22 protein-coding genes and 1 riboswitch are annotated in these 20311 nt (G+C 62.2%); of the genes, 9 read left to right on the plus strand and 13 right to left on the minus strand.

Annotated features, from left to right (window positions below; translation table 11 throughout):
• The 4 genes from HKK54_RS17190 to HKK54_RS17205 are packed head-to-tail and all read right to left on the minus strand — an operon-like array spanning position 1 to position 3379.
• Positions 1–726 carry an urea amidolyase associated protein UAAP1 gene (locus HKK54_RS17190; RefSeq protein ID WP_169387308.1) on the minus strand — a complete coding sequence of 242 codons (726 nt, stop codon included), beginning with the start codon at positions 724–726 and terminating at the stop codon, positions 1–3.
• Complete coding sequence (locus HKK54_RS17195) at positions 723–1487, minus strand: ABC transporter ATP-binding protein (RefSeq protein WP_010176604.1); 765 nt, start codon at positions 1485–1487, stop codon at positions 723–725. The genes HKK54_RS17190 and HKK54_RS17195 overlap by 4 nt, the downstream gene beginning before the upstream one ends.
• On the minus strand, positions 1484–2299 hold the full coding sequence (locus HKK54_RS17200; protein WP_169387309.1) for an ABC transporter permease: 816 nt from the start codon (positions 2297–2299) through the stop codon (positions 1484–1486). Before HKK54_RS17200 ends, HKK54_RS17195 begins: the two co-directional genes overlap by 4 nt.
• Before the next feature lie 12 nt (positions 2300–2311).
• Complete coding sequence (locus tag HKK54_RS17205; protein WP_169387310.1) at positions 2312–3379, minus strand: putative urea ABC transporter substrate-binding protein; 1068 nt, start codon at positions 3377–3379, stop codon at positions 2312–2314.
• Positions 3380–3440: 61 nt separating this feature from the next.
• Positions 3441–3541: riboswitch (guanidine-I (ykkC/yxkD leader) on the minus strand.
• A gap of 302 nt (positions 3542–3843) precedes the next feature.
• Here HKK54_RS17205 and HKK54_RS17210 point away from each other — a divergent pair.
• The gene (locus HKK54_RS17210; protein ID WP_010176601.1) at positions 3844–4197 is read left to right on the plus strand and encodes a hypothetical protein; all 354 of its coding nucleotides are present in this window, start codon (positions 3844–3846) and stop codon (positions 4195–4197) included.
• A gap of 160 nt (positions 4198–4357) precedes the next feature.
• Entirely contained in the window at positions 4358–4792 is a 435-nt protein-coding gene (locus HKK54_RS17215) for a DUF3757 domain-containing protein (protein WP_010176600.1), read from the plus strand.
• A gap of 7 nt (positions 4793–4799) precedes the next feature.
• Here the strand turns inward: HKK54_RS17215 and HKK54_RS17220 are convergent, their stop codons facing one another.
• On the minus strand, positions 4800–5912 hold the full coding sequence (locus tag HKK54_RS17220; protein WP_169389297.1) for an enoyl-CoA hydratase/isomerase family protein: 1113 nt from the start codon (positions 5910–5912) through the stop codon (positions 4800–4802).
• A 132-nt stretch (positions 5913–6044) separates the two neighbouring features.
• Here HKK54_RS17220 and ung point away from each other — a divergent pair, with 132 nt between their 5' ends.
• Positions 6045–6737, plus strand: a complete 693-nt coding sequence (gene ung, locus HKK54_RS17225) for a uracil-DNA glycosylase (RefSeq protein ID WP_010176598.1) — start codon at positions 6045–6047, stop codon at positions 6735–6737.
• 40 nt (positions 6738–6777) lie between these two features.
• Here ung and HKK54_RS17230 read toward each other — a convergent pair whose 3' ends face one another.
• Genes HKK54_RS17230 through HKK54_RS17250 form a run of 5 tightly spaced genes read right to left on the minus strand, consistent with a single transcriptional unit; the run spans position 6778 to position 12138 of the window.
• Positions 6778–7815: an AbrB family transcriptional regulator gene (locus tag HKK54_RS17230; RefSeq protein ID WP_010176597.1), complete on the minus strand. Its 1038-nt coding sequence runs from the start codon at positions 7813–7815 to the stop codon at positions 6778–6780.
• Entirely contained in the window at positions 7808–9322 is a 1515-nt protein-coding gene (locus tag HKK54_RS17235) for a tripartite tricarboxylate transporter permease (protein ID WP_003212016.1), read from the minus strand. Before HKK54_RS17235 ends, HKK54_RS17230 begins: the two co-directional genes overlap by 8 nt.
• A gap of 1 nt (position 9323) precedes the next feature.
• Positions 9324–9782 (minus strand): tripartite tricarboxylate transporter TctB family protein, encoded by a 459-nt coding sequence (locus tag HKK54_RS17240; RefSeq protein ID WP_010176596.1) that lies wholly within the window; start codon positions 9780–9782, stop codon positions 9324–9326.
• Positions 9783–9842: 60 nt separating this feature from the next.
• A complete protein-coding gene (locus HKK54_RS17245; RefSeq protein WP_169387311.1) occupies positions 9843–10829 on the minus strand; it encodes a Bug family tripartite tricarboxylate transporter substrate binding protein in 987 nt (328 codons plus the stop codon).
• Positions 10830–10857: 28 nt separating this feature from the next.
• Entirely contained in the window at positions 10858–12138 is a 1281-nt protein-coding gene (locus tag HKK54_RS17250; protein ID WP_010176594.1) for an OprD family porin, read from the minus strand.
• 236 nt (positions 12139–12374) lie between these two features.
• On the opposite strand from HKK54_RS17250, the gene HKK54_RS17255 reads away from it, so the two are divergent.
• Positions 12375–13046 carry a response regulator gene (locus HKK54_RS17255; protein WP_003212008.1) on the plus strand — a complete coding sequence of 224 codons (672 nt, stop codon included), beginning with the start codon at positions 12375–12377 and terminating at the stop codon, positions 13044–13046.
• Complete coding sequence (locus HKK54_RS17260; protein WP_010176593.1) at positions 13039–14424, plus strand: sensor histidine kinase; 1386 nt, start codon at positions 13039–13041, stop codon at positions 14422–14424. The genes HKK54_RS17255 and HKK54_RS17260 overlap by 8 nt, the downstream gene beginning before the upstream one ends.
• Here HKK54_RS17260 and HKK54_RS17265 read toward each other — a convergent pair whose 3' ends face one another.
• Entirely contained in the window at positions 14425–15246 is an 822-nt protein-coding gene (locus HKK54_RS17265) for an HDOD domain-containing protein (RefSeq protein WP_169387312.1), read from the minus strand.
• A 36-nt stretch (positions 15247–15282) separates the two neighbouring features.
• Positions 15283–16224: a CAF17-like 4Fe-4S cluster assembly/insertion protein YgfZ gene (ygfZ, locus tag HKK54_RS17270; RefSeq protein ID WP_169387313.1), complete on the minus strand. Its 942-nt coding sequence runs from the start codon at positions 16222–16224 to the stop codon at positions 15283–15285.
• A gap of 139 nt (positions 16225–16363) precedes the next feature.
• Between ygfZ and HKK54_RS17275 the strand changes: the two genes are divergently transcribed.
• Positions 16364–16618 carry an FAD assembly factor SdhE gene (locus tag HKK54_RS17275; protein WP_003212000.1) on the plus strand — a complete coding sequence of 85 codons (255 nt, stop codon included), beginning with the start codon at positions 16364–16366 and terminating at the stop codon, positions 16616–16618.
• On the plus strand, positions 16602–17054 hold the full coding sequence (locus HKK54_RS17280; protein WP_169387314.1) for a protein YgfX: 453 nt from the start codon (positions 16602–16604) through the stop codon (positions 17052–17054). The genes HKK54_RS17275 and HKK54_RS17280 overlap by 17 nt, the downstream gene beginning before the upstream one ends.
• On the opposite strand, the gene nadB is transcribed toward HKK54_RS17280, so the two are convergent.
• Entirely contained in the window at positions 17023–18639 is a 1617-nt protein-coding gene (nadB, locus tag HKK54_RS17285) for an L-aspartate oxidase (protein ID WP_010176588.1), read from the minus strand. The two genes, HKK54_RS17280 and nadB, sit on opposite strands and share 32 nt — an antisense overlap.
• A 467-nt stretch (positions 18640–19106) precedes the next feature.
• Between nadB and rpoE the strand changes: the two genes are divergently transcribed.
• Entirely contained in the window at positions 19107–19688 is a 582-nt protein-coding gene (gene rpoE / locus HKK54_RS17290; protein WP_007944079.1) for an RNA polymerase sigma factor RpoE, read from the plus strand.
• 31 nt (positions 19689–19719) lie between these two features.
• Positions 19720–20307: a sigma-E factor negative regulatory protein gene (locus HKK54_RS17295; RefSeq protein WP_003172479.1), complete on the plus strand. Its 588-nt coding sequence runs from the start codon at positions 19720–19722 to the stop codon at positions 20305–20307.
• Positions 20308–20311: the final 4 nt, after the last annotated feature.

Consider the following 20311-nt stretch of genomic DNA (forward strand, 5'->3'; position numbering starts at 1 on the left):
TCAGGCGAACAGACGGTCGGTGTTGATAAAGCCGCGCTCGTTTTCCGGGCGCGAGGTGCGGCAGTGTTCGGCGACGCTTTTGTCGGCGTTCATCCAGCTGAGTTTCAGCGGCTGCGGCGCGTATTCGGGGTTCGGGTCCATGGGATGCTGCAGGGCGGTGAGCACCACCAGCGTGTCCATCGGTGCGTAGAGTTCGATGTAGTCGCCGGCCTTGGAATGGCCGGCCACAAAATGCAGGCCGCCGGCGTCATCCACCGTGACTTTGCTGAACAGGTTGAGGGTCATCAACAGGTCGGAAAGCCCCAGGCCCCACTTGCCCAGTTCCACCAGCAGGTTGTCGGTGCCGTTGCGGTAGAAGCCGTTGCGCAGCTCTTGATAGCGGCCGTTGCCGTATTTTTCCGCGACCTCGGCGGCGCATAGCACGCCGCCGATGCTGTCGCTCCAGCCGCAGGTGTCGGCGGTGATGGCGGCCAGCACGCGGCCCATGTCCGAGTACAGGCAATGGCCGGTGGTGAGCTTGGCGGTGTGTTGGCATTTGAGGCTGTCGGGCAGGTTCAGGCGCTCGGTTTTTTCGTTGGCGTTGAGCAGGGTCAGGCTGACGTTGGCGCCGCCGCGAAGGTCGGTGAGGCGCAGCAGTTGGCCGCGCTTGAGCACGAAGGAACGGTGGCCGCCGCCGGGGAGCATTTCCTCGGCGAAGGGTGGGAACAATTGAGTTGAGTCGGTCATTTGGACGTGGCTCCAAGTTCGGCGGCGATCGCCTTGCGGCGCTCGCTGTTCAAAGGGATGTCGTAGGTAATGCGGGCGCCGTAAGCGCCGGGGGCGTGCGGGTCGAGGCGCACCTTGTCGAACACCAGCAAGCGGGTGCCGAGGCTGAAGCCTTCGCTCAGGTCGTGGGTGACCATGAACACCGTCAGCCTGGTTTCGCGCCACAGCTCCAGCAACAGCAGGTGCATGTCTTTGCGAATGCCCGGGTCGAGGGCGCCGAAGGGTTCGTCCAGCAGCAACACGCGGGGCTTCATGATCAGCGCCTGGGCGATGGCCAGCCGCTGTTGCATACCGCCGGAAAGCTGTGCCGGGTACTTGTCCAGGGCGTGGCCCAAACCGACTTTGTGCAGCAGGGCCGCGGCCTGTTCCCGTGCCTGTTTTTTCGCGCTGCCGAACAGGCGGCCGAGCAGCGGTGAGCGCGGCAGTTCGAGGCCCAGCGCAACGTTGTTCAGCACCGTCAGGTGCGGGAACACCGAGTAGCGCTGGAACACCACGCCACGGCTGGCATCGGGTTCGGCGGCCAGGGGTTTACCGTCCAGCAGGATCTCGCCATGGCTGGCGGTTTCCTGGCCCAGCAGCAGGCGCAGGAAGGTCGATTTGCCGCAACCGGAAGTGCCGACCAGGGTGCAGAACTCACCTTCGGCCACGTGCAGGTTCAGGCGCTCCAACACCACCTGGTCGCCATAGCGCTGCCACACATTGTTGACGCTGATAAAACTCATGCCCGCGCTCCTTCGTACCAGGGGAACGCACGCCGGGTCAGGGCCTTGAGGCCCCAGTCCATCAGCCAGGCCAGCAGGGTGATCCACACCACGTAGGGCAGGATCACGTCCATCGCCAGGTAGCGGCGCACCAGGAAGATCCGGTAGCCCAAACCGTCGGTGGAGGCGATGGCTTCGGCTGCGATCAGGAACAGCCATGCCGAACCGAGCATCAAGCGCAGGGAGATCAGCAAGCGCGGCAGCAATTGCGGCAGCACCACCCGCAGCATCAGGGTCCAGGTGGAGGCGCCGAGGGTCTGCGCTTTCACCAGTAACTCGACGGGAATTTCCCGTGCGCGCTGTTCCAGGTCCCGCGCCAGGGCCGGGGTGATGCCGATCACGATCAACATCACTTTCGACAATTCCCCCAGCCCGAACACGATGAACAGGATCGGCAGGATCGCCAGCGGCGGCACCATCGACAGCACCGTGAGCAGTGGCGACAACGGTGCGCCGAACAACGGCAAGGTGCCGGCGGCAATGCCCAGGCACAGGCCGGCGAGGGCGCTGATGCCCAGGCCAATCGCCAGGCGGCGCAGGCTGGAGGCGCTGTCTTGCCACAGCACGTATTCACCCGTGCGGCTGTCGGCGCTGAAGGCCAGGCGTTTCACCGCGTCGCCCATTTGTGCGGCGCTGGGCAGCAGCTTGTCGTTGGGGTTGTCTGCCAGGCGCTCGGCTGAGCCAACGTAGTAGGCGAACAGCAGCAGGGCGAAGGGCAGCAGCACCAACAGCAGGCGACTGGAGCGTTCCGGGTGACGGTTGATCAGGCGCATGGCCGGGTCCTCTTACAGCGTGCCGTCGGCGGCCATCTGCACGTAGCTGGGGTCGAAATGCAGCTTGAGGTTGGCGGTGTCGCCGCTGGTCACGCCGTTGGCGAAGCTCATGCCCACGGCGCTGGTGTCTTTGGCGCCTTCACCCAGCAGGCCATGCTGGAAGGAGAACTCGGCGACCTTGCGCATGGTGGCGGGCAACTGCGCGCTGGTGGCGAAGGCCAGGGCTTCCTTGGGCGTGGCGAACAACTTGGTGGTGTCCAGTTGGGACTGGAAGCCCTTGAGGTCGGTGCCGGAGGCCTTGGCCATGTGTTCCAGGGCGTCGGTGCTGGCGGCGTTTTTCGCGTTCATCAGCGCGACCACTTCAAACCAGGCGCCGGTCAGTGCCTTGCCCAGCTTGGGGTTGTCTTTGAGGGTCTGGGTGTTGACCACCATCATGTCCATGATTTCGCCGGGCACTTTGCTGGAGTCGAACACTTCGGTGACGCCGGGCTTGGCCTTTATCTCCGAGAGCATCGGGTTCCAGGTGGTGACGGCCTTGACTTGGTCGGTGTTGAAGGCAGCGGCGATATCAGCGTCGGAGGTGTTGACCACTTTCAGGTCTTTTTCAGTGAGGTCGGCCGACTCCAGCGCGCGGGCCAGCAGGTAGTGGGATACGGAGAGTTCCACCAGGTTGACGTTCATGCCCTTGAGGTCGGCGACGGTCTTACCGATGCCCTTGATGACCACGCCATCGTTGCCGTTGGAGAAGTCGCTGACCACCAGCGCGGTGCTGTCCACACCACCGGCGGCGGGGATGGTCAGGGCGTCCATGTTGGTCATGGTGCAGCCGTCGAACTGGCCGGCGGTGTACTGGTTGATGGATTCGACGTAGTCATTGAGCTGCACCATGTCGATCTTGATGCCGTACTTCTTGGCCCACTTGTCGAGGATGCCTTGGCTGCCGGCGTACTCCCAGGGCATCCAGCCGGCATAAATCGTCCAGCACACGCTGAAATGGTCTTTGGGGGCGGCCTGGGCGGAAAGGCTCACCACGGCGGCGAAGGCGGCGGCGAGCAGGGCGGGTAAACGTATCGAGGGCATGGATGCTTCTCCAGTTGATCAAGGGCGGACAGGAGCAACGCGGCACCGTAAACGGTGGCTTGTCTCCCGGGCTTTTATCCCGCCGTGTAACCTCAACTGGAGGTCGCCGACTCTCGGACCAGCCACTCGCCTTAGCGAGCCGGAACCCTAGTCAGCCATTGCAAATTGTGGTGCCGCGAACCTGTGATGACTCCTGCACGGGAGAGGTAAAGCGAGAGTCGTGCCAAGTGGCACCGGCGCAGCAACGGCGTGGGTTGGCGCGAGGAGGAGGGCGCAGGGCGCGCAGAATGTGCGTTGTGCTGGTGCGGGGTTGCACTGCAATGAGGCGACGAACAGATGTATCAATCTATGTCGAAATCGCACCAGATTCCGATTTTGATGTCAGATATTTCGTCAGGCAGTGAAAGCTGTTTGCCGCCCCCCAGCGTCGCTGGGTGTGCTCTTCCGCGGTCCAGGAGGCCGCCATGTATCGTCGACTGCTTCTCATCGCTTTGCTCGGCTTGACCCTTTCCGCGTGCGCGCCCTATTACGGTGGCGGGCAGGCCTATTACGGTACCGAGGTCTACACGGCGCCTGCGCCGGCGTATTACTACGGTGGCGGCCCTTACTACCATTATCGCCAGGGTTACTACCCGCCACCGCAGCGGTACTACCCGTCGCCGCGGTATTACCAGCCGGCACCTCGCTACTACCCAGCCGGGCCAAGAGCCGGTTACCGGCCGTACCCCAATCAGGGTTGGGGCAGCCACTGGGGTAATGGCGGTGGCCGTGGCCAGGGCGGCGGTAATCAGGGCGGAGGCCGTGGCGGGCATCGCTGATCGTATTTGTTGGAAAAGCGGCGCTCAGGCGCCGTTTTTTTATACCGTTGGTCGGTACTGTCATATTTGACAGCTAGACTAGGGGGCACGGCTGTTGTTAGTTGGAGGCGGTCGTCTATTTGGCGTGTCGTTTTCAACATCGATTGACGGAGCCCATGGGATGAGAGCCAGCACGCTCTATTTGTTATTTTTTGGTTTTTTCGGCATTAACACGTTAGCCGCGGCGCAAGCCTGCCCTTATCCGAGTGCCATCCGGTACGTTGATGGGCACTTTCAGGGAACTGCCAAAGACTCCCCATGGGTAAGCCAGCCAATGGGCGGCCAGGACTTCGTGGAAACCTTCGTGGGGGCGATTTTTATTCCAAGGGAGCCGGGTGAGCGCAAGAATGGCTATCTGGAAAAGTGCCTTTATAAAACGCTAAGGGAGAATACGGTCGCCTTGAGATACGGCCCGGCCCGAAGCGGCGGCACGATGTCGCTGGCAGATACCACCCACTGGCAACCGGGCACTGATGTTTTCGGGCAGCCGATATTTCAGTGTGACGACCGGCAACCCGATAATTGCGCCTTCAATTTCGAGCCCTCAAAACGCTGAAGAGGGCTCAATAGTCAGACAAGTCCGCCAGCGGATGTCGCCCTTCCCAAACCTTGTGGAAGTGCGCCTGAACCACCGCTTCGGGGATCAAGTTGATATCCGGCCAATGCCAGTGGGGCTGTTGGTCCTTGTCGATCAACCGTGCCCGCACCCCTTCGCTGAATTCCGGGTGGCGGCAGCAGTTCAGGCTCAAGGTGTATTCCATCTGGAACACCTGGGCCAGGGACAAATGCCGTGCCCGCTGGATCTGCTCCCACACCAGGTGCGCGGTCAGCGGGCAGCCTTCGCTCAGGGTTTTGCCGGCGCGGTTGAAGAGCGGGTCGGCGTGGTCACGCAGTTGGCTCAAGGCGCGCCACGCGCAGCGTACGTCCCCTACATCCAGCCATTCATCGATCTGCGCACGGCGCGGCAGCCACTGGGCTTCGGGCATCTGGCCGGTGGCTTCCTGGGCCAGGGCCTTGAGCAGGCTGTTGAGTTGCAGGTCGGTCTGCTCCTGCCAGTTCAATTGCAGCAGGCCTTCGAGCAGTTCGTCTTGTTGTTCATCCAGCAGGAAACGGTCGGCCAGGCCCAGGTCCAAAGCGTCGCGGCCATTCATGTGGGCGCCGGTCAGGCCGAGGAACAACCCTAACTTGCCGGGCAGGCGGGACAGGAACCAGCTGGCGCCCACATCCGGGTACAGGCCGATGCTGATTTCCGGCATGGCCAGGCGGCTGCTCGGCGTGACGATGCGCACTGCCGCGCTTTGCAGCAAGCCCATGCCGCCGCCCAGCACATAGCCGTGGCCCCAGCAGATCAACGGTTTGGGGTAGGTGTGCAGGCGGTAGTCGAGGCGGTATTCCGCGGCGAAAAACTGCGCGGCCAGCGCCGGCACTTCGCCGGGATGTTCACGGCAGGCCTGGGCCAGGCTGCGTACCTCGCCGCCGGCGCAAAAGGCCTTGGGGCCATTGCCGCGCAGCAGCACGCAGACGATGTGCGGGTCTTTGGCCCAGGTATCCAGGCGTTCGCCCAGGGTCTGAATCATCGGCAGGGACAGGGCGTTGAGTGATTTTTCAGCGTCCAGGCTGGCGATACCGACGCGGGCGCCGCCCGTGCCAATCAGCTCTTCGAAGTGCAGGTTCATCATGACCTCAATCGAGAAAGTGAAGGTTCAGTATGATCGCTTCGTGGGAAAGTGCCGGTTCTGCGTCAGATCAATTGACAAGCAGGGTGGGCTTTCCTAGGGTTCGCACCATTGTTTTTTCTGGATACAACCATGACCACCGACGACCGTATCAAACTCGAACCCAGCTGGAAACACGCCCTGCGTGACGAGTTCGACCAGCCGTACATGGCCCAGTTGCGGGAATTCCTGCGCCAGGAGCACGCCGCCGGCAAAGAGATCTACCCGCCGGGGCCGATGATCTTCAACGCGCTCAACTCAACGCCTTTGGACAAGGTCAAGGTGGTGATCCTCGGCCAGGACCCCTACCACGGCCCTGGCCAGGCCCATGGCCTGTGCTTCTCGGTGCAGCCGGGCGTGCCGGCGCCGCCGTCGCTGGTCAATATCTATAAAGAGCTCAAGCGCGACCTGAACATCGACATCCCCAACCATGGCTACCTGCAAAGCTGGGCCGACCAGGGCGTGCTGATGATCAACACCACCATGACCGTGGAGCGCGCGAATGCCAACGCCCACGCGGGCAAGGGCTGGCAGTTTTTTACTGATCGGATTATCGAGCTGGTGAGCGAGCATCAGCCGCACCTGGTGTTCCTGCTGTGGGGCGCCCACGCACAGGGCAAGCAGAAGCTGATCGACGCCACCAAGCACCTGGTACTGACGTCGGTGCACCCGTCACCGTTGTCGGCGTATAGAGGGTTTATTGGCTGCGGGCACTTCAGCCGCACCAACAAGTTTCTTGAGCAGAACGGCGAGACGCCGATCGAGTGGCGATTGCCGCCGGTGTGAGAGGTGGGTGAGTGAGGGGGAACGCCCCTCACTACCGGCTTTAAACCTTGTCTGGCTGGCGGTTCCAGTGCCTGAACAACGGCTCCGCCAGAAACAGCACAAACAACAGGCGCATCACCTGCATCGCCGTCACCAGCGGCACCGACAGTTGCAGGGTTTCTGCCGTCAGGCTCATTTCCGCAATCCCGCCGGGCATCATGCCCAGCGTCAATGAACGCAGATCCAGATGGGTCAGGGCACTCAAGCCCACGGCGGCCAGCGTCGCGATCAACATGGTCAACGCCGTACCGATCAACGTACGCCCCATGAACAACGGCGCACGCCGGAAGAACTGCCGGTTGAAGTGGCAACCCAGGCCGCTGCCGATCAGCCACTGGCCGATCTGGCTGCCACCGTCTGGCAGGCCGATGTGCAAGTCCCAGGTGATACTGACGGCAGCACTCACCAACAGCGGCCCGAACAGCCAAGGGTTGGGCTGGCGCAAACGCTGCCAACCCCAGGCCACCAACGCGCCGACGGGGAAGAGCACCGCCAGCCAGGTCCAATCCACCGTCGCCGGATGAAACTGCGGAGCGCCTTCGCCGAGCAAGTACTTGAACGCCGCCGGCACACACAGCACCACCACCAACACCCGCAAACTCTGGCCCGCCGCGACACGGCTGAGCACCGCGCCATTGCGTGCGCCGAGGTTGACCATCTCCCCCGAGCCGCCCGGCATGCTGGAGAAAAACGCCGTGGCGCGGTCTTCACCGCTGCGGCGCATCAACCACACCCCCACAATGCTGGAGAGGCTGGTGACCAGCGCGCCGAAGAAGATCAGGCCGAAGTGGCTCATCACCTGCTCCATCACCACCGGGGTGAAGTGCAGGCCGATACCGATGCCCACGACCCATTGGCCGCATTTGCGGCCGCCGGGAATTTCTGCGAGTTGCCAGGGTGTGAGGCAGCGCACGAGGATGATCGCCAGCAACGAGCCGACCATGTACGGCAATGGCCAGCCGATCTGGCTGGCGAGGTACCCGCCCAGCAGACCGACCAGCGGTGTTGCCCACCAGTTTCTAAACGTGGCCTCAGACATCGGCCACGGCACGACGCTGCAGGGAACGCTTGCGCCAGATGCGCAGCAGCGGGAACAACAACATCAAGGCAGTCAGTACCCACACACCGAAGGTGATCGGGCTGGACCAGAGGATCTGCAATTCGCCGTTGGAAATCGACAGCGCACGACGCAGGTTCTGCTCCATCAAGCCGCCCAGGATAAAGCCCAGCAGGACCGGCGACAGCGGGAAGTCCAGCTTGCGCAGGATGTAGCCGAAGATGCCGATGCCCACCATCAGGAACAGGTCGAAGGTGGTGGCATGGACCGCGTACACACCGATCGCGGTGATGATGGCGATCACCGGCACCAGCGCCCAGTTCGGCACGGCGAGGATGCGGGTGAAGATGCGGATCATCGGGATGTTGAGGATCACCAGCATGATGTTGGCGATAAACAACGAGGCGATCAGGCCCCAGACGATGTCCGGTTGCTGTTGGAACAGCAGAGGGCCAGGGGTGATGTTGTACAGCGACAGGGCGCCGATCATCACCGCTGTGGTGCCCGAACCCGGTACGCCGAGGGTCAGCATCGGCACCAGGGCGCCGCAGGCGGAAGCGCCAATCGCGGTTTCCGGAGCGGCCAGGCCGCGCATGTCGCCCTGGCCGAATTTACCGCTGGCACCGGCCAGGCGTTTCTCGGTCATGTAGGCCACGGCGGAAGCCAGTGTGGCACCCGCGCCCGGCAGTACACCCATGATGAAACCCAGCAGGCCGCAGCGAATATTCACGACGAACACCGCAGAAGCTTCCTTCAGGTTGAACATCATCCGTCCGGTGGCTTTTACCGCTTCCTGGCCACGGTGGGTTTTTTCCAGCAGCAACAGGATCTCGCTGATGGAGAACAGGCCCAACACCAACACCACGAATTGAATGCCGTCGGTCAGGTGGATGTTATCGCCGGTGAAACGGTACACGCCGCTGTTGGCATCGATACCCACCGCTGACAGAAACAGGCCGATCAACGCGGCGACAAAAGTCTTCAGCGGTTTATCACCCGCCATGCCGCCCAGGCAGACAATGGCGAACACCATCAGTACGAAATATTCCGCCGGGCCGAAGGCAATCGCCCACTTGGCCAGCAGCGGGGCGAACAACACCATGCCGCAGGTGGCGATAAACGCACCGATGAACGAACTCCACGCCGACAGCGACAACGCCACGCCCGCCAGGCCTTTACGGGCCATCGGGTAACCGTCGAGGGTGGTCATCACGGTGGAGGCTTCACCCGGGATGTTCAGCAGGATCGAGCTGATACGCCCGCCGTATTCACAGCCCAGGTACACGGCGGCCAGCAGGATCAGCGCCGACTCAGGCGGCAGCCCGAGGGCGAACGCGATGGGGATCAACAACGCCACGCCGTTGATCGGGCCCAGGCCCGGCAACAGGCCGACCACGGTGCCGATCAAGGTGCCGCACAGCGCGGTGATCAGGTTGTAAGGGGTCAGTGCAACGCCGAAGCCCTGGCCCAAATAGCTGAACGTATCCATATCAGTTCTCCAGAACTTCAAGCAGGCCGAGCGGCAGCGGTACATCCATGGCCTTATCGAACAGCAGATAAAGACCGATGCTCATCAAGGTCACGATCACCACGCTGGGCAACCAGCGGCCGCCATACAGGCGCGCCATGGGAATGCCGATCAGCATGCTGCTGAGGATGAAACCCAGGGGTTCGAACGTGCCGGCGAAAATCACCAATAGCGTGACGCAGACCGCGATCTTGACCAGGGTTTCGCGGTCCAGCGCCGGTTCTTCCTCGGTGTGCTTGGTGGGCTGCGGGCGAAACAGCATGTAGATCAGGCCCAGGCTCATCAGCCCGAGCATCAGCAGCGGGTAGGCGCGAGGTCCTACCGGCTCGTAGGAAAACGATGCCTGATACGGCCAGGCCATCAGCGCCAGGCCGGCGCAGACCAGCAACATGAACGAGGCGAAAATGCGTTGTAAGAGCATGCAAAACTCCTGGGCCACACCCCCGATGCGCAGGGGCGTGGCCGCGCGAACAAGGGGCGATTACTGGATCAGGCCGAACTCTTTGGCCAGCACTTTGTAGTCAGCCACCTGTTTCTTCACGTAGGTGTCCAGCTCCGGGCCGGTCATGGCGAACGGGAACAGCTCGCGCTGGTCACGCAGCTTGGCGAACTCGTCGGAGGCCAGCAGTTTGTCGAAGGCGTCTTTCCACCAGGCGTAGTCTTCGTCGCTGACTTTTGGCCCGAGGTAGAAGCCACGCACCACCGGCCAGACGATGTCGTAGCCTTGTTCCTTGGCGGTCGGAATGTTCTTCATTTCCGGCTCGTCCAGGCGCTCGTCGGAGAACACCGCCAGCAGGCGCATGTCGCCGCTGAGGATGTGCGGCATGGAGTCGGAGATGTCGGTACTGCCCACCTGGATGTGCCCGCCGAGCAGGGCGGTGGCGATTTCACCGCCGCCTTCCAGCGCTACGTAACGCAGGTCGCGCGGGTTGATCCCGGCGGCCTTGGCGATCAGGGCGGTTTGCATCCAGTCCTGGCTGCCGACGGTGCCGCCGGAACCGATCACCACGCTGCCGGGATCTTTCTTCAGGGCCTTGACCAGATCGTCGAGGTTTTTGTAGGGCGAATCGCTTTTCACCGCGATGGCACCGTAGCTGGTGCCGACGGCCGCGAGCCAGCGCACGGCGCTTTCATCGAAGCGGCCAAATTTGCCCTGGGCCAGGTTCAACAGCGAACCGCTGGACCACGCCACCAGCGTGCCGGCATCTGCCGGGCGCTGGGCCACGACGGCGTTGTAAGCCACTGCGCCCACGCCGCCGGGCATGTAGGTCACGCGCATCGGCTTGCTCAGCAGTTTCTCGTTGACCAGCGCGCTTTGCGCCAGTTTGCAGGTCAGGTCAAAACCACCGCCCGGTGACGCCGGGGCGATGCATTCCGGGCGCTTGGGTTCGGCGGCCATCAATTGGCTGGCGAACAGCATGCAGCTGGCCGTCAGGGCAAATTTACGCAGTGAAAGGGTCATGTTCATCTCCATCATTGTTGTTATGAGGTTGCTGTTACCACAGTGCGACGCTGTAGCTCACCAGCAGGCGCACTTCATCCGCATCACGGGCCGAATAGTTGGAGCGGTAAGTGGCGTTACGCAAGCGCACGGCCACATCCTTGAAGGTGCCGCTTTGCACCACGTAGCGGATCTCGCTGTTGCGTTCCCATTCCTTGCCGGTCTCGCCGTTCTTGAGCTTGATGTTGTCACCCGACAGGTAACGGCTCATGAAGCTCAGGCCGGGGATCCCTAGCTTGGCGAAGTCGTAGTCGTAGCGTGCCTGCCAGGAGCGCTCTTCGGCGCCGGCAAAGTCGTTGATCTGCACGAAGTTGACCAGGTACGGGTCGCTGCCATCCACGTAGGGAAAGGCGCTGTCGCCCGACATGTGCTGGTAGCCGGCGCTGAGCTTATGGCCATTGAGCGCATAGCTGAAGAGGCCGTTGAGGGACGTGTTGTCGATCTTGCCGCCGCGGGCTGCTCCGGTATCGTCACTGACGGCCAGGCGCAGGTCGGCGCCGAAGGTGCCGGGGCCCATCGGGCGAGACGCCACGAGGCCAAGGAAGTGCTGGCGGTACACATCGTCGAGTTGGGCGAAGTGGTAGCTGCCGGTGATCTTGTCGGCGAACTTGTAGTCCACGCCACCGAAGTCGAAATGCTTGCCGGTGGCGCCGCTCAGGAAGCGGCTGTTCTTGTTGTTGAGGCCGATGTCTTCGTAGTTGGTGTCGTCGCGGTCCTTGGCCTTGTTCAGGCGCCCGCCGGTGAACACCAGGTTCTTGAATTCCTTGGAACTCAACAGGCCGCCTTCAAACGTCTGCGGCAGGATGCGCCCGTCGTTGGGCTTGAGGATCGGCAGCTCGGGGATCAGCGCGCCGATTTTCAGTTCGGTGGCGGAGATCTTCACTTTGCCGGTCAGGCCGAGCTTGGAATATTCGTTGGCGGCCCGGCCGTCATCGTGGGTCGGCAGCAGGCCGGTGCCGGTGCGGTCGGGGCTGGAGTCGAGCTTGACCCCCAGCATGCCCAGCGCATCCACGCCAAAGCCGACGGTGCCGTCGGTGTAGCCCGACTGCAGGTTGAGCATAAAGCCCTGGGCCCACTCGTCGCGTTTGGATTGTTGTGCACTGGTACCGTCGCGAAAGTCGCGGTTGAAGTACATGTTGCGGGTTTCGAGAGTGGCGGTGCTGTCCTCGAAAAAGGCGGCTTGGCCTGCAGGCGAAAAACCGGCAAGGGCGGCGGCACTGGCGAGGGCGGTCTGGGTGATACGAGAAGAACGAGCAGGCGGCTGTGTGCGCAGCATCGTGGGTGTACTCCGTTATTGTTCTTATTTTGGCGAAAACGCTTCGAGGCGTTTTTCGGGCGCTATGGGTGAAATAGCTCGGCAGGCGAAACCCACCGTGGCTGGATGCTAAAGGGCGAAGCTTTCACTAACCTTTCAGTCGCCTTTCAATGTTTTCGGGCTTCACAGCGCAGGCGGCGCCTGTAAACTCCCCGGCAAAGTGTGGCGCCGACCACTCCCGAACGAGGTAAAAACCCATGCGTGTCCTTCTGGTCGAAGACCATTTGCAGCTTGCCGAAAGTGTCGCCCAGGCGCTCAAGAGCACGGGTTTGACCGTCGATGTGCTGCACGATGGCGTGGCGGCGGACCTGGCCCTGAGCAGCGAGGAATACGCGGTGGCGATCCTCGATGTGGGCCTGCCGCGCATGGACGGATTCGAGGTGCTGGCACGCTTGCGGGCCCGTGGGAAAAATCTGCCTGTGTTGATGTTGACCGCCCGCAGCGATGTGAAAGACCGCGTGCATGGCCTCAACCTCGGCGCGGATGACTACCTGGCCAAGCCGTTTGAACTGACTGAGCTGGAAGCACGGGTCAAGGCCCTGCTGCGCCGTAGCGTGCTGGGCGGAGAGCGGCAGCAGGCCTGTGGCGTGTTGATTTACGATCTGGACACACGGCGCTTCACCCTGGGCGGTGAGCTGCTGACGTTGACCTCCCGCGAGCAGGCGGTGCTTGAGGCGCTGATCGCACGTCCCGGCCGGGTGATGAGCAAGGAGCAGTTGGCCTCCCAAGTGTTCGGCCTGGATGAAGAGGCCAGCCCCGACGCCATCGAAATCTACGTGCACCGCCTGCGCAAGAAGCTCGATGGCCAACCTGTGGCCATCGTCACGTTCCGTGGCTTGGGGTACCTGCTGGAAGCCCGCGATGCATAAGCCCAGCAGCCTGCGCTGGCGCCTGCTGTGGAACCTGGCGCTGCTGCTGGTGGTGTTGATGATCGCCAGTGGCTTGAGCGCTTATTGGAATGGGCGCGAGGCGGCAGACACGGCTTACGACCGAACGCTGCTGGCCTCGGCGCGGACCATTGCTGCGGGCCTGTCTCATCGCGACGGTACCTTGAGCGCCGATGTGCCCTACGTCGCCCTGGATACGTTCGCCTATGACAGCGCTGGGCGGATTTACTACCAGGTCAACGATATTCACCAGAAGCTGATTTCCGGTTACGAAAACCTGCCCGGCCCGCCGCCGGGTACGCCGCGTACCGATGACTATCCGGCGCTGGCACGCTTTTACAACGCTAAATATCAGGGCCAGAACGTGCGGGTGGTTAGCCTGCTCAAGGCGGTGTCCGAGCCGAACATGAACGGCATGGCGGAAATCCGCGTGGCCGAAACCGACGAGGCACGAGTCGCCATGGCCCGCAGCCTGATGGCCGATACCTTGCTGCGTCTGGGCATGCTGGCCGTCGGTGCATTGTTGTTGGTGTTTTTCGCGGTGAGCGCGGCGCTGCGGCCATTGGAGCGCTTGCGTACGGCCGTGGAAGAGCGCCAGCCGGATGACCTGCGGCCGTTGCCGCTGGTGGAAGTGCAGCATGAGTTGGGCCCTCTGGTGCGGGCGCTCAATCACTTCACCGAACGCCTGCGCGGGCAGTTCGAGCGCCAGGCCCAGTTTATTGCCGATGCCGCCCATGAACTGCGCACACCGTTGGCAGCGCTCAAGGCTCGTTTGGAACTGGGACTGCGCGCCGAAGACCCGGCCACCTGGCGCACCACCCTGGAAACCGCCGCCCAGGGCACGGATCGCCTGACGCACCTGGCCAATCAATTGCTCTCGTTGGCCCGTATCGAAAACGGCGCCCGGGCGATTGCCGAAGGCGGTGCGCAACTGCTGGACCTGAGCCAGTTGGCTCGCGAGCTGGGCATGGCCATGGCGCCGCTGGCCCATGCGCGGGGCGTGGCCCTGGCGCTGGAGGCGGACGAGCCGGTGTGGTTGCGGGGCGAGCCAACGCTGTTGAACGAATTGCTGAGCAATCTGGTGGACAACGCCCTGGCCCACACGCCGCCGGGCGGCAACGTGATTTTGCGGGTCACGGCGCCGGCGGTACTGGAAGTGGAAGACGACGGCCCGGGCATCCCGCTGGATGAGCGGGACCGGGTGTTCGAGCGCTTCTATCGGCGCAGCCAGCAGGGCTTGGGTTCAGGCTTGGGGTTGGCGATTGTCGGCGAGATCTGCCGGGCGCACCTGGCGCAGATCAGCTTGCATGACGGTGAGTTGGCGGGGTTGAAGGTGCGGGTCAGTTTTATCGCGGGGTAATCAGTAAAACATCGACCGCGCTTCGTCCAACTCGGCACGCAAGGTGTCGTTGTAGGGGTCGATCCGCAGTTTCTGGATCGCCGGCAGCGTCGACACCGGCACGCTGGCCAGCGGATGGTCGGTGTTACGGTGGCAATACAGCACGGCGACCTGCACCAGGTCGATATAGTCCAGGCGCTGGGAGTCGCGCTCCAGGTCCATGTACTGTGCCGGCAGGTTCACCAGCATTTCCGGGAAGTCCCAGCGTCGCAACAGCTTGTCGCCCAGCAATGGGTGAATGCTTTCAATCACGTGGTTGAGGCTGACCGGATCGGACAGCAGTTCATAGTGATCTTCGGCGTAGGTCAGGATCGGCAATACGCCAATCTGATGCACCAGCCCACCCAAAGCTGCCTGATCAGGCTTCAACTGGCTGTGGTTGCGGCACAGCGCATAGCTGACGCCGGCCACTTCCAGGCTGCGCCGCCACACATCGCGCATTTTCTGTTCGACCACTTCGGAGCGGGCGTGGAATATCTGCTCCATCACCAGGCCGATCGCCAGGTTGCTGCTGTAGTTGGTGCCCAGCCGGGTGATGGCGGTGTGCAGGTCGGTGACTTCCTGGGTGGCGCGCAGCAGCGGGCTGTTGACCACTTTGATCAGCCGCGCCGACAGGGCGGTGTCACGGCCGATCACTTTGCTCAGATGGCTGATGCTGATGTCCGGGTCTTCGGCGGCCTGACGAATCTTCAGGGCCACTTCCGGTAGCGTTGGCAGGACCAGGTCATCATTATCGATGGCCACAACCAAAGCCTGTTGGACTCTTTCCGCCAGCTTGTTCATTCATGATCTCTAGGGTGTTGCAAAAAGGTACGACGATCAGCGCTGGATCTCGCGATCACGGTCCAGCTGGTAAGGCAGGTCGAGCAGCTGAAGGCCCGGGCCTTCCAGCGTACCTACATGCACATCGCCACTCTCTGCTGCTTCGGCTTGCAGCACCGCTAGAAGTTCAATCGACTCACCGGCCCGGGCGGCAATCACCACCTCGCCGATGGCGCTGTTGTGCGTCGGGGAAAACAGGGGGGTGCCAGGCTCTGGCAACTCACTGGCATTCAGGCTCAAGCGATACAGGCGACGCTTGAGTTTGCCCAGGTACTGCATGCGCGCGACGATTTCCTGGCCGGTGTAGCAGCCTTTCTTGAAGCTGACGCCGCCGACGGCTTGCAGGTTGAGCATCTGCGGAATGAACAGTTCGCGGGTCTGGGGCATGACCTGGCCGATGCCGGCACGGATCTGGCCCAGCAGCCATTGATTCAGTTCACCTTCGTTCAATTGCGCGGCGAGTTGGCTGCGCAGGGTGTCGGCCTGGGCGGCAGGGGCCCAGAGTTCGGCGCGGCCCGGGGATACGCGGATCGCGATCAACTCGTGGCTGCGTGCCACGCTGTCGGTCTCGGCGGGCAGCTCAAGGCCCAGGCTGGCCAATAGTGGATCAGCATCCGACACCCCGAAACGTACCCAGGCGGCACTTTCGTCGGTGAGTTTGGATTTGGAGAACACCGCGTACTTCTTCAAGTCCGCCAGTTGCGGCTCCAGCAACTCGGAGGCCATGGCCAGCAGCACGCCATCGCCTTGCAGCAGGATACGGAAGCTCGACTGCATGCGCCCTTTTTGGGTGCAGCGCGCGCCGAGGCTGGCCTGGGTGTCACTCAGGTAGTTGAGGTTGCAGGTCAGTTGTCCCTGGAGGAACTTGGCAGCGTCGGAACCGCGGACGGCGAGAACGCCTTCGTGGGACAGGGGGCAGAAGAAAGCAGAGTCGGCCATGGGTCATCGCAGGTTAAAAAGTCATGGGTGCATCATAGAGGGGCGCCCGGCAAATGGATAGTTTCGGTATGGCCGACCAAAGCCGACTGTTCCAGGCAGCTTCGGCCTGTATACTTGCGCTCTATTTGAGGAGCGCTCCATGGTCGAAGATGTAGAACTCAATCGCCTCTACTGGCACAGCCGCCGCGGCATGCTTGAGCTGGATGTGTTGCTGGTACCGTTCGTCAGGGAGGTCTATCCGCACCTCAACGACGTCGACCGCGACTGCTACCGCAAGCTGCTGGAATGCGAAGATCAGGACATGTTCGGCTGGTTCATGGAACGTGCCGAATCGGAAGACCCGGAGCTGCAACGCATGGTTCGGATGATTCTGGATCGTGTCCAGCCCAAGTAATACGTTCGAATGCCGCTGGCACGCCTCCGGGCAGTTGCTGGCGGCTTATCTTTTCGCCCAGGCGTTCGCACTGGGTGCTTTGTGGTTTCTCGATGTGTCCCCGTGGTTCGCCGTGTTCGGCGCCTTGTTGTGCCTGGCCCATGCCGGTTGGGTGCTGCCGCGTCATATCCTGCTGACTCACCGTTCGTCGATCCGTGGCTTGCGCCGCGATGAGGACGGCTGGCAGTTGTGGAGCGCCGCGCGTGGCTGGCACAGCGTACAACTGCGTCCCGACAGCCTGGCGTTGCCGTTGATCGTGGTGCTGCGCTTTCGAGTGCAGGGTGACTGGCGCGTGCGTTCGGTCTGTGTGCCGCAGGATTCGCAGGCCACCGACGTGCATCGGCGCCTGCGGGTGCGCTTGAAATTCAGCCGCCGTAGGTGGTTGGCACCAGGATAGTGTCGCGCGCCTCGGGCAGCATTTGCGGGTAGTCGAGGGTGTAATGCAGGCCCCGGCTCTCTTTGCGCTCCATGGCCGAGCGGATCATCAGTTCCGCCACCTGGGCCAGGTTGCGCAGCTCGATCAGGTCGCGGCTGACCTTATAGTTGCTGTAGAACTCGTCGATCTCATCCAGCAGCAGTCGAACCCGGTGCTGCGCCCGTGCCAGGCGCTTGTTGGTGCGCACGATTCCCACGTAGTCCCACATGAAGCGCCGCAGCTCGTCCCAGTTGTGGGCGATGATCACGTCTTCGTCCGAGTCCGTCACCTGGCTGGCGTCCCAGCGGGGCAGGGCGGCCGGCACCGGGATGCGCGGCAGTTGTTCAAGGATGTCGGCGGCGGCGGAGCGGGCGTACACGAAGCATTCCAGCAGCGAGTTACTGGCCATGCGGTTGGCACCGTGCAGGCCGGTGAAGCTGGTTTCGCCGATGGCGTACAGGCCTGGCACATCGGTGCGGCCGTGCTGGTCGACCATCACGCCGCCGCAGGTGTAGTGCGCCGCCGGTACGACCGGGATCGGGCCTTTGGTGATGTCGATGTTGAACGCCAGGCAGCGCTCGTAGACCGTCGGAAAGTGGGTCTTGATGAAGGCTTCGGGCTTGTGGCTGATGTCCAGGTAGACGCAGTCAATGCCCAGGCGCTTCATTTCATGGTCGATGGCCCGGGCGACGATGTCTCGCGGGGCCAGTTCGGCCCTCGGGTCGAACCGCTGCATGAAGCGTTCGCCGTTGGGCAGCTTCAGGTGTGCACCTTCGCCGCGCAGGGCCTCGGTGATCAGGAAACTCTTGGCCTGCGGGTGATAAAGGCATGTGGGGTGAAACTGGTTGAACTCCAGGTTCGCGACCCGGCAGCCCGAACGCCAGGCCATGGCGATACCATCACCGCAGGCGCCGTCGGGGTTGCTGGTATAGAGGTAGACCTTCGCCGCGCCGCCCGAAGCGAGAATCGTGAAGCGTGCGCCGTAGGTGTCGACTTCACCACTGGCGCGGTTGAGTACGTAGGCGCCGAGGCAGCGTTCGCCCGACAGGCCCAGGCGTTTTTCGGTGATCAGGTCGACGGCGACCCGTTGTTCCAGCAGTTCAATGTTCGGGCGCTGCCGGGCCTGGTCGAGCAAGGTCTTGAAGATCGCGGCGCCGGTGGCGTCGGCGGCATGGATGATGCGCCGATGGCTATGGCCGCCTTCGCGGGTCAGGTGGAACTCGAAGCCGCCGTCGTCGGTACCGGAATGTTCATCGCGGGTGAACGGCACGCCCTGGTCGATCAGCCATTGGATGGCTTCGCGGCTGTGTTCGACGGTGAAGCGCACCGCCTCTTCATTGCACAGGCCGCCGCCCGCATTCAGGGTGTCTTCGACGTGGGATTGTACGGTGTCGGTGTCATCCAGTACCGCGGCGACACCGCCTTGGGCCCAGAATGTCGAGCCATTGGCCAGGTCGCCCTTGCTCAGTACGGCTATGCGCAGATTGCTCGGCAGGGTCAGCGCAAGGCTCAAGCCTGCGGCGCCGCTGCCAATCACCAGGACATCGTGTTGAAACTGTTGGCTCATTTGAAGGATTCCGCAAAAAGCGATCCGAAGGGGGCGCAAACAGGACGCCTGGATCGGCGAATCAAAGGGTCACACGGCCCACTAGTATATAGAGGGGGGGAGCGGCACAATAGCCGGGCATTCGTGGCATTGTGAGACTACGGTCAACGAACTGCACGGCTTTCATGAGGGCGACAGCTATTGGGGTGGGAACTTTTTGCATAAGCCCCGACTCAATAGCAGGATGCCCGAAAGCTGGGAACACGCTGGATTTACTGATCGGCGTCTCTGTCAGGCGCGTCAGGAAACTGGCGACAGATTATTCGCGCAGCCGGCATTGCCCGCGCTGCGTTTTTCGTGTGTGCCAAATCAGTGCGCACCGGAAACTTGCTTGGAGGGGGAGAACTTTTGCGAAAAGTCCGAGTCTATGTTTGCAAGCCTGATCGATTAGTTATGCAAGCCTCCTTCAAGTACAACGAGGAGTGTTCATGCTAACCCAGGAAGAGGATCAGCAGCTGGTCGAGCGCGTTCAACGCGGCGACAAGCGGGCATTTGATCTGCTAGTGCTGAAATACCAGCACAAAATTCTCGGGTTGATCGTGCGGTTTGTGCACGACACCCATGAAGCGCAGGACGTTGCACAGGAAGCCTTTATCAAGGCGTACCGTGCACTCGGTAATTTCCGCGGTGATAGTGCGTTTTACACGTGGCTTTACCGCATCGCCATCAACACGGCGAAGAACTATCTGGTTTCTCGCGGTCGCCGCCCACCGGATAGTGATGTTAGTTCGGAAGATGCTGAATTTTATGATGGTGATCACGGCCTCAAGGATCTCGAGTCGCCGGAGCGTGCATTGCTGCGCGACGAGATCGAGGGAACCGTCCATCGAACAATTCAGCAACTACCAGAAGATTTACGTACGGCGTTAACTTTACGTGAATTCGATGGTCTGAGTTACGAGGACATTGCGGCCGTCATGCAATGTCCGGTGGGTACCGTACGTTCCCGGATTTTCCGGGCTCGGGAAGCCATCGATAAAGCCCTGCAGCCGTTGTTGCAGGAAAACTGAGACAGCGGCGACAGCCAAGAGAGGAACCGCCATGAGTCGTGATGCCCTGCAGGAATCGCTGTCCGCAGTGATGGATAACGAAGCGGATGAACTGGAACTTCGTCGAGTGCTTAATGCATTTGATGACGCCGAAACCCGTGATACCTGGTCTCGTTACCAAGTCGCTCGGGCGGTGATGCACAAGGATCTTCTAATCCCTCGTCTGGATATTGCTGCGGCCGTTTCTGCTGCGCTGGCTGATGAAGCCGTTCCGGCAAAAGCTGCTCGCGGTCCTTGGCGTAGCCTGGGTCGTTTGGCAGTCGCTGCATCGGTGACCGTCGCTGTGTTGGCAGGTGTTCGCCTGTACAACCAGGACGAAATCGCCGGTGCCGAACTGGCCCAACAAACCCAGCAACCGGTCATGGCCGGTCCGCAGGTCAAGGGTCCAGCCGTACTGGCCGGCTACAAGGAAAGCTCTGATACCACCGGGCCTATGGCCAACGGTGTACTTCAAGGGCAATCCGGCTGGCAGGACCAGCGTCTTCCAGGCTACCTGCGCCAACACGCACAGGAATCTGCCTTGAAGGGCACTGAAAGCGCTCTGCCATACGCTCGCGCTGCAAGCCTGGAAAACCGCTAGACCG

It is taken from the genome of Pseudomonas sp. ADAK13 (assembly GCF_012935715.1).
Classification (GTDB): Bacteria; Pseudomonadota; Gammaproteobacteria; order Pseudomonadales; family Pseudomonadaceae; genus Aquipseudomonas.

Coding starts and splice junctions, on each gene's coding strand:
- HKK54_RS17190 (WP_169387308.1), bottom strand. CDS start 726: ATGACCGACTCAACTCAATTGTTCCCACCCTTCGCCGAGGAAATGCTC.
- HKK54_RS17195 (WP_010176604.1), bottom strand. CDS start 1,487: ATGAGTTTTATCAGCGTCAACAATGTGTGGCAGCGCTATGGCGACCAG.
- HKK54_RS17200 (WP_169387309.1), bottom strand. CDS start 2,299: ATGCGCCTGATCAACCGTCACCCGGAACGCTCCAGTCGCCTGCTGTTG.
- HKK54_RS17205 (WP_169387310.1), bottom strand. CDS start 3,379: ATGCCCTCGATACGTTTACCCGCCCTGCTCGCCGCCGCCTTCGCCGCC.
- HKK54_RS17210 (WP_010176601.1), top strand. CDS start 3,844: ATGTATCGTCGACTGCTTCTCATCGCTTTGCTCGGCTTGACCCTTTCC.
- HKK54_RS17215 (WP_010176600.1), top strand. CDS start 4,358: ATGAGAGCCAGCACGCTCTATTTGTTATTTTTTGGTTTTTTCGGCATT.
- HKK54_RS17220 (WP_169389297.1), bottom strand. CDS start 5,912: ATGAACCTGCACTTCGAAGAGCTGATTGGCACGGGCGGCGCCCGCGTC.
- ung (WP_010176598.1), top strand. CDS start 6,045: ATGACCACCGACGACCGTATCAAACTCGAACCCAGCTGGAAACACGCC.
- HKK54_RS17230 (WP_010176597.1), bottom strand. CDS start 7,815: ATGTCTGAGGCCACGTTTAGAAACTGGTGGGCAACACCGCTGGTCGGT.
- HKK54_RS17235 (WP_003212016.1), bottom strand. CDS start 9,322: ATGGATACGTTCAGCTATTTGGGCCAGGGCTTCGGCGTTGCACTGACC.
- HKK54_RS17240 (WP_010176596.1), bottom strand. CDS start 9,782: ATGCTCTTACAACGCATTTTCGCCTCGTTCATGTTGCTGGTCTGCGCC.
- HKK54_RS17245 (WP_169387311.1), bottom strand. CDS start 10,829: ATGAACATGACCCTTTCACTGCGTAAATTTGCCCTGACGGCCAGCTGC.
- HKK54_RS17250 (WP_010176594.1), bottom strand. CDS start 12,138: ATGCTGCGCACACAGCCGCCTGCTCGTTCTTCTCGTATCACCCAGACC.
- HKK54_RS17255 (WP_003212008.1), top strand. CDS start 12,375: ATGCGTGTCCTTCTGGTCGAAGACCATTTGCAGCTTGCCGAAAGTGTC.
- HKK54_RS17260 (WP_010176593.1), top strand. CDS start 13,039: ATGCATAAGCCCAGCAGCCTGCGCTGGCGCCTGCTGTGGAACCTGGCG.
- HKK54_RS17265 (WP_169387312.1), bottom strand. CDS start 15,246: ATGAACAAGCTGGCGGAAAGAGTCCAACAGGCTTTGGTTGTGGCCATC.
- ygfZ (WP_169387313.1), bottom strand. CDS start 16,224: ATGGCCGACTCTGCTTTCTTCTGCCCCCTGTCCCACGAAGGCGTTCTC.
- HKK54_RS17275 (WP_003212000.1), top strand. CDS start 16,364: ATGGTCGAAGATGTAGAACTCAATCGCCTCTACTGGCACAGCCGCCGC.
- nadB (WP_010176588.1), bottom strand. CDS start 18,639: ATGAGCCAACAGTTTCAACACGATGTCCTGGTGATTGGCAGCGGCGCC.
- rpoE (WP_007944079.1), top strand. CDS start 19,107: ATGCTAACCCAGGAAGAGGATCAGCAGCTGGTCGAGCGCGTTCAACGC.
- HKK54_RS17295 (WP_003172479.1), top strand. CDS start 19,720: ATGAGTCGTGATGCCCTGCAGGAATCGCTGTCCGCAGTGATGGATAAC.